Here is a 14,745-nt window from a genome sequence, read left to right as displayed (position 1 = left end):
ACTGCCCGCGGCAATCGGCGCGCTACTTGGGCGCCGGTTTTACGTAACTCGCCACCTCGGGCGGCACGTCGCGCGCATAGCGACCGAATGTATCGACGACGCCCATGTCCGGACCGTCGACCGGGTCTTCGAGCAGTTCGGGATGATCCACCCTCACCCGGTCCAGGACGACCGGCGGGATGTCCTCGATCGTGCCGGTGATCTTGTAAGTGTGCATTCGGCCCGTCAGGATGCCGTCGCGCACGTCGGACTGCCCCATCCTCATCCACGGCCACCACGGACTTTGCCGCATGAACCCGCCGGTGTAGCGCGCCGAGACCACCGAGCGATCCTCGATCTCGGCGACTGGCGTGAACAGCACGAAGTGTTCGGAAGGGTTTACCCTGACGCCGGAACTCGCCTTGGGCCACCCCTCCGGCGTGACCGGATTGACGTATTCGTGGCTGTAGTCCCAGCCAACGAGATACTGGTCGCCGATCTTCTGCCACGGCAGCGTGAACGGCTCGTCGCCCTGCGCCGCCTTCTTCTGCCCCATGCCGTCGTTGTTGACGGTCTTGCTTCCGTTGACCTCGAAAACCTTGCGCGTGAGGCCGAGCGTGCCGCGAAAATCATTGTTGATGAAATCGTAGACCTGCACCCGCTCGCCGGTCCAGGGATTGTCCCAGTGATCGATGATCCGCCCGGTTTCGAGATCGGTGAAGAACGCGCATTCGCGCCCCATCACGCGCACCGATCCATCGGGCTGGATCGCGTTGCGGATATTGCCGAACCCGACGAGGCCAAAGACCGGCACGGCGCGATTGCGCCCGATTACCGCGTATTGCACGCCCTGGTAGGCGGAAATGACCGGCCGCTCGCCGATCGTGCCCCACATCTTGGCAAAGGCGTAGAGATGCTCGCGCGGATCGCCGAGGTCGAGCGGACGCCGGCTGCCCGTCTCCGCCGCCGCGACCGTCGGCACCATTCCTGTCGCCATCGCCCCGCCCAGCGCGCCCGCGCCGAGCATGCCGCCTATGGCGCGGCGGCGGGACAGCCCGCTGGTCATCGTTTCCAGAAACATCTTCGCTCGCTCCTTGAGACTTTGGGTCGTCGATCCGCCGGGACCGGGGGGAATCGGGTCGGGACTTCTCAGGCCGCCGGCGGCGGCGCGGCGACGAGAACGACCGACATGTCGCACACCCCCTCGCGAAGCGCCTTGGCTGCGCGATATTCGGGATCGTCCCAGAACGCGCGCGCTGTCGCGGCATCGGGAAACTCGATGACGATCTGCGACGATCCGGGCACGCCGTCGCCTTCCAGCACCTCGGTCCCGCCGCCACGCACGATGAAACGACCGCCGAACCGTTCGACGACCTTTGCCGCGGCTGGCGAATAGCCGGACATGAAGGCGGCGCGGTCATGCAGGACGACAGTGACGATCAGCCAGGCGGCCATGGAATGCTCCTCGTAGATTGGGCGGGTCAGGCCTTTGGCGACATCGTGCCGTCCGCAGCGACGCCGCGGGCGGCGAAGCCCGATTTATCCGACAGGCGAATGCACGGCCAGTCGGCACCGATCGACGCACGGCCCGCCGCAGTGCCCGCTTCCGGCTACAGGCACTTTGCGGCACAACCGACCCGACAAGCCCACCGCACAAAAAGAGAAGACCGCCATGCAGACCACCCGCGCCATGCTCCGCCAGACCGGCGGCCCTTCCGCGATCGAATGGGAAACCGTCGACCTGCCCGATCCGGGCGAGGACCAGGTGCTGGTCGAACACACCGCCATCGGCCTCAACTTCATCGACACTTACGTCCGCAGCGGCCTCTACCCGGCCGCGTTGCCCAGCGGTCTGGGCATGGAGGCGGCCGGGCGGGTCGTGGCGGCGGGCGCCGCATCGGGCTTCGCCGAGGGCGAGCGTGTCGCCACGTTCGGACCCGCACCGGGCACTTACGCGACGCATCGCATCTATCCGGCCAAGGATCTCTTCAGGCTTTCCGGCGGCGTCACGGACGAAGTGGCCGCCGCTGCCCTTTTGAAGGGATGCACGGCGGAATTCCTGATCGAACGCTGCGCCCGGGTGCAGGCCGGGCAGACCGTCCTGGTCCACGCCGCGGCGGGCGGGGTGGGACAGTTGCTCGTGCAGTGGCTGAAGCACATCGGCGCAACCGTCATCGGAACCGTCTCCAGCGCCGCAAAGGCCGACGCCGCGAGCAACGCGGGCGCCGACCATGTCGTTCGCTACGACAGCGTTGACGTGGCCGAAGCGGTTCTGGCGATCACCGATGGTGCGGGGGTCGACGTCTCGCTCGACGGTGTCGGCCGCTCAACCTGGGAAGCATCGCTCAAATCGGTGCGCCGACGCGGATTGATCGTCAGCTTCGGCAACGCCAGCGGGCCGGTCACCGACGTGGCGCTGGGCACCCTGTCGGCGCACGGCTCGCTCTTCGTCACGCGCCCGGGGCTGTACCACTACTACGCCGAGCCGGAGGAGAGGGCCGCCGGGGCCAGGCGCCTGTGGCAGCTGATCGAACAGGGCGTGCTGTCGGTGCCGATCGGCCAACGTTACTCCTTGCGCGAGGCGGCGGCGGCGCATCGCGACCTTGAGGCGCGCGGCACGATGGGGTCGACCATCCTGCAACCCTGAGACAACGTCCTTCGGGCGGCGGTCAGGCGCCGGTCACGCCTGCGCCGCCCAGCAATCGACGATGCCGCCGCCGGTCGCGAACCAGGCTTCCTGCCGCGCCGACAGCATGGCCAGCAGACGCTCGAACGCGGCGATGCGATAGGGCAGGCCCATGATGTAGGGCGTCACGTGGATCGGTAGCATCCGCCCGCCGCCGGTTGCCGCCGCTTCGCCCGCCAGCCAGTCGAACGCGTCTTCCATCGATTGCGCCCAGCTGTCCGCGCTTTGCTGCTGCACCGCGACGATCGTCCGGTCGGACAGTTCGTGGTTCAGCGGCAGGTTCACGATGCCGTTGCGCCAGCGGTAAGGCATCTCGTCGTTCACCCAGTCGCACTGAAATGCGATGCCCTGTTCGCGAAGGATATCGGCAGTGCGAAAGCTCTGCGACCGGGCGATGGACAGCCAGCCCTTCGCCACTTGTCCCGTCGCGGCGTTCAGCCGGGAAAGCGCGTCCCCGATCAAAGCGCGTTCGGCCTCTTCGGACAGCGAGCCGTCGATCGTGCCGTTCATGTCGGTCGAGTGGGCGATGATCTCGTGCCCGCCCGCCAGAACCGCCTCCACCAGCTCCGGGTAGCGTTCCGCAATCGCGGCATTGGTGGCGAAACTGGCCTTCACACCCGCCTTGTCCAGCGCCTCCAGGAAGCGCCACGCGCCGATGCGATTGCCGTAGTCGCGCGCGGTATAGTGGCGGAAATCGGGATAGGCGGTCTGCATGTGACCGGGCGCGCGGAACGGCTGGTCGGTCGGCAGGATCGGAAACCATTCGAGGCTGACGCAGATCCAGACCGCGACGGACCCGGTCGGCCAGCTCACCGGCTTGCGTTCGTGCAACGGCGACCATGAGTAGAGTTCGTGGTCGTAGCCTTCGCCGCGCGCAGGATAGGACAGGTAGTGCGAATCGAGGCTCATGCGCGTGCTCCCGGCAAGGTGGCGGGCGTTTGCGCGCGCCAGGCATCGACGATCTCGCCAGCCTTCGCGATCCAGGCGCGCCCGTCGCTCGCGATGTGCTCCAGCGCTTCCTCGAACGGACCGATCCGGTGAGGCTGCCCGATGAGATAGGCGTGCAAGGGGATGCACATGACGGTGCCCGAACGCTCGCCCTCCTGCGCCAGCCGCTCGAACTGGCGAACCAGCGTGTCGGCGTATTCGCGCCCGCTCATGTTGTAGATGAAGAAGCCGTAGTGGTCGTTGACCTCTAGGCTGTAGGGGATCGAGGCGAGGCGGCCCTTCGCGACCTTCACGTCCTGCACTTGGTCGTCGTGATAGAGGTCGCAGGTATAGTCGAGGCCATATTCGGCGATCAGGTCCAGCGTGCGCGGCGTGTGGGTCAGCGCGGGGGCCAGCCAGCCGCGGATCGTCTGCCCCGTCGCATCGCGTACGGTGCGGATCGAATCCTCGATGATCGCGCGTTCCTGCGCCTCGCTTATGTCGTAGGCGTAGCGGGTGTTGTAGATGCCGTGGCTGAAGAATTCCCAGCCCCGTGCATTGGCGTCGGCGACGACTTCGGGATGATGCTGGCACAGCGCCACCGACAGGCTGACCGAACCGGGGAAGCCGTGCTTGCTCATCACCTCGGCCATGCGCCAGTGCGACACGCGATTGGAATGGTCGCGGTGGGAATAGCCGACGACATCGGGGTGGGGCCTTGCCCACGCCTTGCGCCGCGGATGGGCGGGCGGATCGATCTCGTAGTATTCGAGGTTGGGCGCGACCCAGACGGCCACTGTCTTGCCGCCCGGCCACACGACCTTGGGCCGGCCCGCGTAGGGGACGTAATCGTAGAGGTCGGGATCGGCCGCGTTCTCGCGCATCAGCGGGCCTCCAGCCAGTCGATCACCGCCTGCACCGGCTCGACGTCGGCGTACTTGAGTTGCAGGTCGGTAAGGTTGGCGAAATGGTAGCTCGCGTGTTTGTCGGCGGTCGTTTCGATCGGGACGATGGTTCGGTAGCCGTGGCTCAGGGCGTCGACCGCGGTGGCGCGCACGCAGCCGCTGGTCGATCCGCCGGTGACGACCACGGTATCGACCTTGTGGAACAGGAGATAGCTGGCAAGCGGCGACTCGAAGAAGGCGCTGGGCATGCGCTTGGTATATTGAAGGTCGTCGGCGCCGATCGCGACGCGCGGGTCATAGGCGTGGCGCTCGCTGTCGTACTTGATGTTCTGCAGCGAATCCTCGGTATCGGTGCGCGTGCCCCAGACGCCCGCATCGGCGGCATCGGCCTTGTAAGCAACCCGGGTCCAGATCACCGGCATTCCGCGCATCCGGGCGAGGCGACTGATGGTGTTGATGTACTCGATCTGGCGCGGATCGGTTTCGTAGGCGGTCCGGAACCGGTCGATGCAGGTATAGGCCTGCTGCACGTCGACGTTGACGATGGCCAGTCGCTCGCCGAAGCCGAACTTGCGGCGGGCCGGGTTGGCCATCACCTCTTCGAAGATCTCCCGGGCGGTGCGTCCGTCCTCGACCATCCGTGTCCCTGCAACTGTCATCGCCGGCTCCGTTTTTTCAAAGTTTCTTTGACGCAAAGCATAATCGCGCGTAGTGGGTTGTCGAGCACAATTTGTCCGGACAACTTTCCGCATGCGAAAGCCATTGGAAATCGATCGTCTGAACCCCGCTAGCGCGCTCGCACCGCCCTGCGCCCGCCCCGTTTGCGCTGACAGGGGAATGCCCGGCTCTATCCGATACGAGGGCAGATAAGACCGCTGTGCGGAGAATCGCGACATGCCCCGCCGACACGGCGAAGCATCCGCGCCATCACCAGGTTGCCCGATGTCACCAACGATGCAGGAACCCGAGATCATGACCACGACAACGACCGTATCCATGGCCGAAGCGATGCCGCTCCTCGCTCGCCACGAAGGCGTCTGGGACGGCACCTACACCTACTTCAACGACAAGGACGAGCAGATCGACCAGCACGCGAGCCGCCTGTTCTGCCGCATCAAGGACGAGGGTCCCTATCCCTACCACCAGACCAACCATTACACCTGGGCCGATGGCCGCAAGGACATTCGCGACTTTCCCGCGAGCTATCGCGACGGCCGCATCTGGTGGGACAACGACCTGATCAAGGGCTGGTGCGCCCCTGTCTCGCTCGACGAGTACGAGCGCACGATGATGCTCTACTGGCAGCGCGTCGGCGATCCCTCGCTCTATCTCTACGAGATGATCCAGATTTCCGACGACGGCGAGAACCGCTGCCGCACCTGGCACTGGATCCGCGACGGCAAGCTGGAAACGCGCACCTGCATTCAGGAAAAGCTGGTCACCCGCGACTGGCGCAGCCTCGACGTCTGAGCCAACCCTGACGATGCCCACGTCTGAGAACACGCACCCCGCAGCCAAGACCCTGTTCGATCGCATCTGGGACGCGCACCGCATCGCCGACACGGCGGGCGGCGCGTCGCTGGTCGCGATCGACCGGATCTTCCTGCACGAGCGGACGGGGGCATCGGCGCTGAAGTCCATGGCCGCGAGCGGGCGGCGGGTGCGCGACCCCGCCCGCACTTTCGCGGTCATGGACCACATCGTCGATACCCGGCCCGGGCGCGGCGACAGCACCCTGATGGCGGGCGGACAGGGCTTCATAACCGAGACCCGCGCCGCCGCGATCGAGGCGGGAATCACGCTGTTCGACGTGACCGACCGCGACCAGGGCATCACCCACGTCATCAGCCCGGAACTGGGCATCGCCCTGCCCGGCCTGACGCTGGTTGCGCCCGACAGCCACACCTGCACACAAGGCGCGCTGGGCGCGCTGGCCTGGGGCATCGGGTCTAGCGAGGCCGAGCACGCGATGGTCACCGGTACCTTGCGGCTGGACCGGCCACGCACGATGCGGGTGGCCTTTACCGGTGCCCTGCCGCGTGGCGTGACGGCAAAGGACATGGCGCTGGCCCTGATTGCCCGGTACGGCGCGGGCGGCGGCGCTGGGCATGTGGTCGAATTCGCCGGCGAAGCGGTCCGGGCGCTCGGCATCGAGGGGCGGATGACCCTGTGCAACATGGCCACCGAGTTTTCGGCGATGACCGGCATCGTCGCGCCCGACGAAACGACGTTCCGCTATCTCGCCGGACGCCGCTATGCCCCGGACGATTTCGACGATCCCTACTGGCATGCGCTGCACAGCGACGACGATGCCCGTTTCGACCGGGAGATCGCGATCGACGCGGCCTCGCTGGCGCCGATGGTCACCTGGGGCACCAGCCCGGAACACGCCGTCGCCATCGACGGTGCCGTGCCGCAGGGGCCTGCCCGCGCGCACGACTACATCGGCCTGCCCGCGGGCACACCGATCGCGGGCACCCCTGTCGATGCCGCTTTCCTCGGCTCGTGCACCAACGCCCGCCTGTCCGACCTGCAGCGCGCCGCGGCGATCCTGCGCGGCCGCCGCATCTCGCCCGCGATCCGCAAGGCGCTGGTCGTGCCCGGAAGCAGCGCGGTCAGGCGAGCGGCAGAGGCCGAGGGGCTGGACCAGGTGTTTCGCGATGCCGGCTTCGAATGGCGCGAAAGCGGCTGTTCGCTGTGCTTCTATGCCGGCGGCGAAGGCTTTGCGCCAGGCAGCCGCACGATCAGCAGCACCAACCGCAATTTCGAAGGACGCCAGGGCCCCGGCATCCGCACCCACATCGCCAGCCCCGAAACCGTGGCGGCAAGCGCGCTTGCGGGCGCCATCGCCGATCCGCGCCGGTGGATGGGAGATGCGGCATGATCCCCTTCACCACCCTCTCCTCGATCGCCGTGCCGGTTCTGCGCGACAACGTCGACACCGACGCGGTCATCCCCAGCCGCGAGATGCGCTCGACCGGGCGGACCGGGCTTGCCGATGGCCTGTTCGCCCCGTGGCGATACAGCGATGTCGACGCGCGGCTTCCCGATCCCGATTTCGCCCTGAACCGGCCCGAAGCGCGCGGCGCCCGCATCTTGCTCGGCGGCGCGAACTTCGGCTGCGGGTCGAGCCGCGAGCACGCGGTCTGGGCGCTTGCCGAATGGGGCATCCGCTGCGTCATCGCCGCGTCCTTCGCCCCGATCTTCGCGGCCAACTGCGTGCGCAACGGGCTTCTTCCCCTCACGCTTCCGTCCGCCACGGTCGCGTCGCTGGCCTGGCGCGAGGTGTGCGTCGACCTTGCCGCGCAGACCGTTGCCGAGGGCGCGGACAGCTACCCGTTCGACATCGGCGCGGAGGCGAAGCAGATGCTGCTCCACGGCCTCGACGCCATCGACCTGACCCTGACGCAGGCACCCGCTATCGAGGCGTGGACCGCGGCCGACCGCGTCGCGCGCCCGTGGGCCTACCTCGCCTCACATCGGGAAAGCACGACATGACCGCCATCCTCGTTTCCGAAGTCGGCCCGCGCGACGGGCTGCAATCCATCGACCGGGTCATGGACCTGGAGGCCAAGAAGCGCTGGATCAGCGCCGAGGCCGCCGCCGGGGTGAAGGAGATCGAGGTCGGCTCTTTCGTCCCGCCGCGTCTCCTGCCGCAGATGGCCGACACCGCCGAACTGGTCGCGCACGGGCTGACCATTCCGGGCCTGCGGGTCGTGGCGCTGGTCCCCAACGCCAAGGGCGCGCAGCGCGCGGCAGACGCCGGCGTTCACGCGATGAGCATTCCCTTTTCGATGAGCGAGACGCATTCGCTCAAGAACGTGCGCAAGGACCACGCCGCGATGCTGGCGGAAATCGCCGAAGTTGCGAGGATCGCCCGGGAAGCGCGCATCGGCTTCGCGGTCAGCCTGTCGACGGCGTTCGGCTGCACGCTGGAAGGCGCCGTGCCCGAAGCGACGGTCGTGCGGCTCGCCGAAGCCTCGCTGGAAGCGGGGGCCGAGGAACTGAGCCTGTCCGACACGACCGGCTACGCCGACCCGGCGCAAGTCCGGCGGCTGGTGCGCGCGGTCAAGGCCGTGGCGGGCGACCGGCTGTCGACGCTTCATCTCCACAACACCCGCGGACTGGGGCTGGCCAACGCGGTGGCCGGGCTGGACGAGGGGATCACCACGCTCGACGCCTCGATCGGCGGGCTGGGCGGCTGCCCCTATGCGCCGGGGGCGAGCGGAAACCTGGTCACTGAGGATCTGGTGCTGATGCTCAATGCCATGGGTTACGAGACCGGCATCGATCTCGAGACGCTCTTCGCCGTGCGCCACATCCTCGCCGAAGCGCTGCCCGGCGAGCCGCTCTACGGCTTCACGCCCGATGCCGGGCCGATGCTGGATTACAACGAAAGGATCGCGCGATGAGCGCGACGCCGCTGGCCGGGCTGAAGGTCGTCGAATTCACGCACATGGTGATGGGCCCGACGGTCGGCCACATCCTGGCCGGGCTGGGCGCGGAGATCGTGCGGATCGAACCGATCGGCGGGGACCAGACGCGCCGCCTGCTGGGATCGGGCGCGGGCTATTTCCCGATGTACAATCGCGGCAAGCAGTCGATCTGCCTCGATCTCAAGAGCGATGCGGGGCTCGAAGTCGCCGCCGACCTCGTCGCCGGGGCCGACATCCTGGTCGAGAATTTCCGGCCCGGCGCGCTCGATCGGCTGGGCCTTTCGTGGGAGGTGACGAGCGCGCGCAACCCGCGGCTGATCTACTGTTCGGAAAAGGGCTTTCTGCCCGGGCCTTACGAGAATCGCACCGCGCTCGACGAAGTGGCGCAGATGATGGGCGGCCTCGCCTACATGACCGGGCCGCCGGGCCGGCCGCTTCGTGCCGGGGCCAGCGTGATCGACGTGACGGGCGGAATGTTCGGCGTGATCGGCATCCTCGCCGCGCTGGAGGAACGCCATCGCACCGGGCGCGGCCAGAAAGTGGTCGCGAGCCTGTTCGAGACGACGACCTACCTCGTCGGCCAGCACATGGCGCAGTTCGCGGTGACCGGGAAGCCCGCCGCGCCGATGCCGGCCCGCGTCTCGGCTTGGGCGATCTACGACGTGTTCGAAACGCGCGACGAGCCGGTCTTCATCGGCGTCGTCACCGACAGCCTGTGGGAGAAGTTCTGCAGGCTGTTCGGCCTCGACGACCTGTGGGCCGACGAAACGCTGCGCGCCAACAACCAGCGGGTGCTGGCGCGCGACCGCATCCTGCCGACGATACGCGCTCTGGTGGCGACGATGAGCCGCGACGAGGTTATCGCCCGGCTGGACGGATCTGGTCTCCCGTTCGCTCCCATCGGCAGGCCGGAAGACCTGTTCGACGATCCGCAGCTCGCCGAAGGCGGGCTGGAGGACGTGACGCTCGACACCGGTGCGCAGACCCGCCTGCCGACGATCCCGCTGATGATGGACGGAGAGCGGCTGGGCAAGGGGGCGACCCTGCCCACGCCCGGCGCCGACAGCCGCGCTATTCTCGCCGGTCTGGGCTATGAGGCAGCCCGAATCGACGAGCTGATCGCGGACGGGTCGGTCGGCGCTGGCTGACCGTCAGACAAAAACGCTTCGGGCGGCGGGCCGCGCCGCGATGACCGTGGCCCACCGCCGGATCGCGGGATAGCCCCGCAACGGATCGCCGCCGAGCATCCGCACCGAGGTTCGCGCCACGGGATAGGCAAGCACGTCGGCATAGGTCATCGCCGATCCGGCCAGCCACGGGCTATCGTTCAGCCGCGTGTCGATTACCGCCAGCCCGCGGTGTGCCTGCGCCGTGAAATGATCGAGTGCGGTCTGGACCGGCGCCTCACCCAACGCCAGGGGCAGGACGCCGAACTGGAAGATGCCGGTGAACGCCGCAGACAGATCTGCCGATACCAGGCTGGCGAACTGGTCGGCCATGGCCGCTTCGCGCGGGTGGCTCGGCAGCAGCAGGCCGGTCTTGCCCGCGAGATAGCGGACGATGGCGGCGGACTGGCTTATCGTGATCGCCGCGCCGCCGGGGCCGTCCTCGTCGTGGAGCACCGGGATCTTGCCGAGCGGATTGCGCGCCAGGAAGGCCGGGGCCAGGTGCTCGCCCGCCTGGAGGTCGATTGCGATCCGCTGGTGCGGCAGGCCGCATTCCTCCAGCATCAAGGCCGCCTTCTGCCCGTTGGCGGTGTCGCTGGTGAACAGGGTGATCACGTCAGGCCCTAGAACGGCTTCACCAGCCCGATGTACGACGTCGCCAGCAGCAGGGCATAGACGGTCCAGACCCAGATGCGCGTCCGGTTCATGGTCCGCAGCAGCGGCACCTCGGTCGCGTCGCTCGACCCTTCGGCGACCAGCTTCATCAGGAGCGGGCCGACCGGCTTGAAGGCGACGTCGATCATGATCGCCGCAAGGAAGATGACGCCGAACAGGAGCGCCTTGGTCGCGAGCCAGGCCCCCGGCAGCGGCCCGCCCTCAGCCAGTGAAAGCGCACCGAGACCGAAGTAGAAGGCGGCGAGCGCGACCTTCAGGACGAATTCGATGCGCCGGTCGCGCTTGGCCCGCGGCGTCTGGTCGTGGCGGTGCGCATCCCAGACCAGCCACAGCCAGAACGCGCCGATGGCCCATGCCAGCGCGAGCGCCCAGCCCGGCAGGACCCACCACTGACCGAGATGGACCACGGTGAGCGACACGGGCACCATCAGCGCCCACGCACTGCGCGGGACCATGTCGACTTCGACCAGCAGGCGCAGCAGGGCGAGGCGCTGATCGAGCGTGTAGCTCGTCCGCCTGCGGAAATGCTGGCCCAGGATGAAGACACCGGCATCGGCCCCCAACCACAACACGAACAGGAGCAGGTGGACATAGACCATGGTCGGATAGGCAAGCTCTGACATCAGCCGGCGTTCCTTTCGGGATGATGGGGCGGTTCGGGTTCGCTGGCCGGGCCAAAGGGGCCGTCGGCGGCGGGGTAGCGGGGGCCGAGCGCGGAAGCGGGCGTCGGCGGGACGATTCCGGCCGGGCCGTCAAGCCAGGCCGAAAGGAACGCCGCGACCTCGCCCGCATGATGGTCGAGGAATCCGTGCCCCCAGCCGGGCACCGCGGCGACGCGGTAATTTTCGCCACTCCCCTCTGCCCGCCAGGTCTGCGTCTCGAGATCGTCGCCGGTCGCCAGAACCAGCGTTGCCGATGCCGAACGCCGCATCGCCGCGGTCAGATCGTGAGCGAAGGCGGCGGCATGGCCCCACCACTCGTCGTTGCCGCCCAGCAGCGCTTCGCGGAACATGTCGTTGATCGCGGCCACGGAAACGCCGGGGCGGTGATGATGATGGTAGAAGCCCTGCCAGCGACGCAGGACATGCGAACCGTCCGCCTGCGGGGCGCGGTGGCGGTAGTGCTCGGCAAAGGCGGTCCGCTCTTCCGGCGTCAGGATCGGGGCGCCGATCATGATCACACGGCGCACTCTTTCACCGGCGTCGGCCGCCATCTGCACCGCCGTCATCGCACCGGTGTGATAGCCGATGAGATCGACGGGTCCGGCGAGGCCGAGCGCATCCAGCGCCGCGAACGTCGAGGCGGCGTAGTCTTCGATCCGCGGCGGCGCGGGTGGCGGGTCGGACATGCCGAAGCCGGGCGTGTCGAGGGCGAAGACCGGGCGATTCTCCGCCATTTCGGCCGCGAATTTCTCGAACACGCGGCCGCTCATCGGGCTCATGTGCAGGCAGACGAGCGGGATTCCGCCCGGCCGGACCGGCTTCGCGCAGCGCAGGTGGACCTGGCCAAAACGTCCATCGACATATTCGCGGCGAACCGGCCGGGTCATGACTTCTGCCTTTCGATTGGTCCGGACAAGTCAGCATAGCTCGGCCCTTCGGGCAAGCATAATTTGTCCGGACAAATCGCCAGAAGGCAGGCAGAATGCCCGCCGTCGGGTTGTCTCAGGCGTCGATGTCTATGTGCATGGAATAGGCGAAGCGGTCGCCCGGATGATGGCTGACCGAAACCTCGAACAGGCGGCCCCCGGTGTCGTAATAGCAGCGCAGGAGGCGCAGGCATGGCGAACGCCGCGCGATGTCGAGCTGCTTGGCGACCCCGGCGCTGGCGGGCACTGCCTGGATCTCCTGCGTGATGTTCCCGACCCTGATCCGGCACAGCGATTCCATCTGGCGGAAGATCGCCACGCCATCGAGCGAAAGCTCCTGATCGCGCAGCACCTCCGCCGCGACAAAGGCGTCGGTCACCGCGATCGGTCGCGCATCGCCCGGCCGGATGCGGATGCCGTGATAGCTGTGCCACTGTCCGCCCGAACCGTTTAGCACATCGGCCAGCTTGCGCGGCAGCGGTCCCTTGCCGGTCGGCTTGTAGTGGATTTCGGTATCATGGGCGTATTGCAGGATCTCGCCGACGTTGGAGAGAGGCTGCGACAGGGTGCCGCCCCGCTGACCGACCGGGCGGATGATCGTGCCCGAGCCGCGCTTGCGGGAAATGAGGCCTTCGATCTCCAACCTGCGGAGCGCCTCGCGCACGGTATGGCGGCTCAGCCCATGGGTGGCGCTCAGCTCGTGCTCGGTCGGAAATTGTTTGCCGACGCTCAGCTTGCCGGCCTGGATCGCATCGCGCAGTTCGTCCGCCAGCACCATGTAGCGTGGCCTAGCCGGTGTCTTGACCGGTGCCTCGGTGTCGCCGTCTGACCGGCTCATCTCCTCTTCCCCATTGAACGGCCATCGTCCCAGTGCCCCGCCGTGCCATCGTCCTAATCCGGCTCGGCTCGAAGGTCAAAGTGCAGCGGCCGCTTGCCCGACGGTTTCGCCCCGCGCCCCGGCAATGGCTCGCGATGCCGCGTGCCACGCCCTCGCCGATTGGGCCTGCAGCAGCGCACGATGCTCGCGCGCAAGACGCTCCGGAGCGATCTCTTCCACGCCGAAATCGATGCCGTGCGAAGCGTCGGCGCAATACCACGGCGCGAAGAAGTGCGCGGCGCGGACGATCGACCAGGCCGTGATGAGATAGGCGCCGAAGCGATCGGGCGTCAGATCGGGAAACAGCAGCTCCGTCTCTCCGTCAGGTGCCGGCTCGTATTCGATCTCGCCAGCCTCCAGCGTCGCCGCCACCGCCGCGAACAGGGCCTGCCACGCGGCCGGATCGGTCGGCGCGGCTCCGTCCCAGTCGTCCGACAACCCGTGCCCCGGGACATCGATGGCAAGCCCGGTGTCACCGGCTAGCAATTCGGCGGAACGCCCCGCAGCGTGTATCGTCAGCGCGCCGCCACGCCTGCCGCGCCAGTGGACGAGACCGTCGAAGCCCGGCACATCGACGGCGACAAAGCCTTCGTCCTGCGCTTCCACCAGTTCGGGCACCGCGACGCCGTGTTGGCGCAGGAAAGCGACGCTGGCTTCTTCCAGGTCGGCCGGCGTCGCAACCTTGCGCGCACTCCACTGCGCGGGAAGCGGGCCGAGCCGGTCGATATGCTCCTGCAGCGGATCGCCATCGTAGGCGGCGATGAGGACCGGCGCGGTCGGCTCGTCCGGTCCGGGGATGTCGCGACTGGCCCGCAGCACCGCGCCATAGCCGGTGCGATAGGCGTCGCCCGCGTCCAGCATTTCGCGCACGACGGCATCGACGCGCGCGGGATCGGCATGCGCGACCGGCAGGCGGCGCGCGGCCCGGGTGTCGAACCAGGGGAAAAACCAGCTCTGTTCGAGAATGCGGTTCCACAGCCAGACGAGATGGCTGCCGTAAGGGTCGGGCCGGAACGGCGGCAGATAGCTTTCGGAAAAGAGCCTGCGCTCCGCCTCGGTCCAGATCGCATAACCGCCGATGGCCAGCGCGGAGAAGCGACCGGGATGACGGCGCAGCGCGGTCACGAGGATGATGCCGCCCGAGTGGAACCCGTAGGCCGGAACCCGGTCGATGCCCAGCACGTCGAGCAGATCGACCAGACCGTCGGCGAAATCGGCGATTGTCGCATCGGGATCGGCAAAGGCATCGGACTGGCCGAAACCGGGCGAATCCGGCGCGATGCACGTGAAGTCGCGGCCCCAGCGCCGCATCAGGTCGGCGTATTCCGCCGAGGAGCGCGGCGACTGGTGCACCATCAGCAGGGCAGGCCCCTGGCCGCAGCGGCGATAATGGACACGCCGGCGGCTGGCGCCGGTGCCGACATCGATGAAGTGACGGGTGATTCGCATGACTTGCAATTTGTCCGGACAAATGGATCTCGACAAGCCCTCGTGATGCCATCATCG

16 protein-coding genes are annotated in these 14,745 nt (G+C 67.7%); 6 read left to right on the top strand and 10 right to left on the bottom strand.

Features of this window, described 5'->3' with window-relative positions:
• Positions 1–22: 22 nt before the first annotated feature.
• Both J2X37_RS01785 and J2X37_RS01780 read right to left on the bottom strand, forming a co-directional pair.
• A complete protein-coding gene (locus tag J2X37_RS01785) occupies positions 23–1,060 on the bottom strand; it encodes a DUF1838 family protein (protein WP_310017086.1) in 1,038 nt (345 codons plus the stop codon).
• Between the two features lie 68 nt (positions 1,061–1,128).
• Entirely contained in the window at positions 1,129–1,434 is a 306-nt protein-coding gene (locus J2X37_RS01780; protein WP_310017084.1) for a DUF1330 domain-containing protein, read from the bottom strand.
• Positions 1,435–1,651: 217 nt separating this feature from the next.
• Here J2X37_RS01780 and J2X37_RS01775 point away from each other — a divergent pair, with 217 nt between their 5' ends.
• The gene (locus tag J2X37_RS01775) at positions 1,652–2,626 is read left to right on the top strand and encodes a quinone oxidoreductase (RefSeq protein ID WP_310017082.1); all 975 of its coding nucleotides are present in this window, start codon (positions 1,652–1,654) and stop codon (positions 2,624–2,626) included.
• A 33-nt stretch (positions 2,627–2,659) separates the two neighbouring features.
• Here J2X37_RS01775 and J2X37_RS01770 read toward each other — a convergent pair whose 3' ends face one another.
• The 3 genes from J2X37_RS01770 to J2X37_RS01760 are packed head-to-tail and all read right to left on the bottom strand — an operon-like array spanning position 2,660 to position 5,156.
• Positions 2,660–3,574 carry a polysaccharide deacetylase family protein gene (locus J2X37_RS01770; protein ID WP_310017080.1) on the bottom strand — a complete coding sequence of 305 codons (915 nt, stop codon included), beginning with the start codon at positions 3,572–3,574 and terminating at the stop codon, positions 2,660–2,662.
• Positions 3,571–4,476 carry a polysaccharide deacetylase family protein gene (locus J2X37_RS01765; protein WP_310017078.1) on the bottom strand — a complete coding sequence of 302 codons (906 nt, stop codon included), beginning with the start codon at positions 4,474–4,476 and terminating at the stop codon, positions 3,571–3,573. Before J2X37_RS01765 ends, J2X37_RS01770 begins: the two co-directional genes overlap by 4 nt.
• A complete protein-coding gene (locus J2X37_RS01760; RefSeq protein WP_310017076.1) occupies positions 4,476–5,156 on the bottom strand; it encodes an isochorismatase family protein in 681 nt (226 codons plus the stop codon). The genes J2X37_RS01765 and J2X37_RS01760 overlap by 1 nt, the downstream gene beginning before the upstream one ends.
• 313 nt (positions 5,157–5,469) lie before the next feature.
• Between J2X37_RS01760 and J2X37_RS01755 the strand changes: the two genes are divergently transcribed.
• From J2X37_RS01755 to J2X37_RS01735, 5 genes are read left to right on the top strand one after another with little or no spacing between them, the layout of a single operon-like run.
• Positions 5,470–5,967, top strand: coding sequence for a DUF3598 domain-containing protein (locus J2X37_RS01755; protein ID WP_310017074.1), 498 nt, complete (start codon positions 5,470–5,472; stop codon positions 5,965–5,967).
• A 13-nt stretch (positions 5,968–5,980) separates the two neighbouring features.
• A complete protein-coding gene (locus tag J2X37_RS01750) occupies positions 5,981–7,381 on the top strand; it encodes a 3-isopropylmalate dehydratase large subunit (protein ID WP_310017072.1) in 1,401 nt (466 codons plus the stop codon).
• Positions 7,378–7,995, top strand: a complete 618-nt coding sequence (gene leuD, locus J2X37_RS01745; RefSeq protein WP_310017070.1) for a 3-isopropylmalate dehydratase small subunit — start codon at positions 7,378–7,380, stop codon at positions 7,993–7,995. Before J2X37_RS01750 ends, leuD begins: the two co-directional genes overlap by 4 nt.
• Entirely contained in the window at positions 7,992–8,909 is a 918-nt protein-coding gene (locus J2X37_RS01740) for a hydroxymethylglutaryl-CoA lyase (RefSeq protein ID WP_310017068.1), read from the top strand. Before leuD ends, J2X37_RS01740 begins: the two co-directional genes overlap by 4 nt.
• Positions 8,906–10,081: a CaiB/BaiF CoA-transferase family protein gene (locus tag J2X37_RS01735; protein ID WP_310017066.1), complete on the top strand. Its 1,176-nt coding sequence runs from the start codon at positions 8,906–8,908 to the stop codon at positions 10,079–10,081. The genes J2X37_RS01740 and J2X37_RS01735 overlap by 4 nt, the downstream gene beginning before the upstream one ends.
• Before the next feature lie 3 nt (positions 10,082–10,084).
• Here J2X37_RS01735 and J2X37_RS01730 read toward each other — a convergent pair whose 3' ends face one another.
• From J2X37_RS01730 to J2X37_RS01710, 5 genes are all read right to left on the bottom strand, one after another.
• On the bottom strand, positions 10,085–10,714 hold the full coding sequence (locus tag J2X37_RS01730; protein WP_310017065.1) for a glutathione S-transferase family protein: 630 nt from the start codon (positions 10,712–10,714) through the stop codon (positions 10,085–10,087).
• A gap of 8 nt (positions 10,715–10,722) precedes the next feature.
• Positions 10,723–11,397: a hypothetical protein gene (locus tag J2X37_RS01725; protein WP_310017063.1), complete on the bottom strand. Its 675-nt coding sequence runs from the start codon at positions 11,395–11,397 to the stop codon at positions 10,723–10,725.
• Entirely contained in the window at positions 11,397–12,323 is a 927-nt protein-coding gene (locus tag J2X37_RS01720; protein ID WP_310017061.1) for an alpha/beta hydrolase, read from the bottom strand. Before J2X37_RS01720 ends, J2X37_RS01725 begins: the two co-directional genes overlap by 1 nt.
• A gap of 115 nt (positions 12,324–12,438) precedes the next feature.
• A complete protein-coding gene (locus tag J2X37_RS01715; RefSeq protein WP_310017059.1) occupies positions 12,439–13,200 on the bottom strand; it encodes a GntR family transcriptional regulator in 762 nt (253 codons plus the stop codon).
• Positions 13,201–13,275: 75 nt separating this feature from the next.
• The gene (locus tag J2X37_RS01710) at positions 13,276–14,688 is read right to left on the bottom strand and encodes an alpha/beta fold hydrolase (RefSeq protein WP_310017057.1); all 1,413 of its coding nucleotides are present in this window, start codon (positions 14,686–14,688) and stop codon (positions 13,276–13,278) included.
• Positions 14,689–14,745: the final 57 nt, after the last annotated feature.

The organism is Croceicoccus sp. BE223 (assembly GCF_031457155.1).
GTDB lineage: Bacteria > Pseudomonadota > Alphaproteobacteria > Sphingomonadales > Sphingomonadaceae > Croceicoccus.
The sequence above is the reverse complement of the archived record's forward strand: the minus strand, read 5'-3'. Positions and strand labels throughout refer to the sequence as shown.

What these genes read in the sequence shown, in the direction of transcription:
- J2X37_RS01785 (WP_310017086.1), bottom strand. Translation starts at nt 1,060, where the DNA reads ATGTTTCTGGAAACGATGACCAGCGGGCTGTCCCGCCGCCGCGCCATA.
- J2X37_RS01780 (WP_310017084.1), bottom strand. Translation starts at nt 1,434, where the DNA reads ATGGCCGCCTGGCTGATCGTCACTGTCGTCCTGCATGACCGCGCCGCC.
- J2X37_RS01775 (WP_310017082.1), top strand. Translation starts at nt 1,652, where the DNA reads ATGCAGACCACCCGCGCCATGCTCCGCCAGACCGGCGGCCCTTCCGCG.
- J2X37_RS01770 (WP_310017080.1), bottom strand. Translation starts at nt 3,574, where the DNA reads ATGAGCCTCGATTCGCACTACCTGTCCTATCCTGCGCGCGGCGAAGGC.
- J2X37_RS01765 (WP_310017078.1), bottom strand. Translation starts at nt 4,476, where the DNA reads ATGCGCGAGAACGCGGCCGATCCCGACCTCTACGATTACGTCCCCTAC.
- J2X37_RS01760 (WP_310017076.1), bottom strand. Translation starts at nt 5,156, where the DNA reads ATGACAGTTGCAGGGACACGGATGGTCGAGGACGGACGCACCGCCCGG.
- J2X37_RS01755 (WP_310017074.1), top strand. Translation starts at nt 5,470, where the DNA reads ATGACCACGACAACGACCGTATCCATGGCCGAAGCGATGCCGCTCCTC.
- J2X37_RS01750 (WP_310017072.1), top strand. Translation starts at nt 5,981, where the DNA reads ATGCCCACGTCTGAGAACACGCACCCCGCAGCCAAGACCCTGTTCGAT.
- leuD (WP_310017070.1), top strand. Translation starts at nt 7,378, where the DNA reads ATGATCCCCTTCACCACCCTCTCCTCGATCGCCGTGCCGGTTCTGCGC.
- J2X37_RS01740 (WP_310017068.1), top strand. Translation starts at nt 7,992, where the DNA reads ATGACCGCCATCCTCGTTTCCGAAGTCGGCCCGCGCGACGGGCTGCAA.
- J2X37_RS01735 (WP_310017066.1), top strand. Translation starts at nt 8,906, where the DNA reads ATGAGCGCGACGCCGCTGGCCGGGCTGAAGGTCGTCGAATTCACGCAC.
- J2X37_RS01725 (WP_310017063.1), bottom strand. Translation starts at nt 11,397, where the DNA reads ATGTCAGAGCTTGCCTATCCGACCATGGTCTATGTCCACCTGCTCCTG.
- J2X37_RS01720 (WP_310017061.1), bottom strand. Translation starts at nt 12,323, where the DNA reads ATGACCCGGCCGGTTCGCCGCGAATATGTCGATGGACGTTTTGGCCAG.
- J2X37_RS01715 (WP_310017059.1), bottom strand. Translation starts at nt 13,200, where the DNA reads ATGAGCCGGTCAGACGGCGACACCGAGGCACCGGTCAAGACACCGGCT.
- J2X37_RS01710 (WP_310017057.1), bottom strand. Translation starts at nt 14,688, where the DNA reads ATGCGAATCACCCGTCACTTCATCGATGTCGGCACCGGCGCCAGCCGC.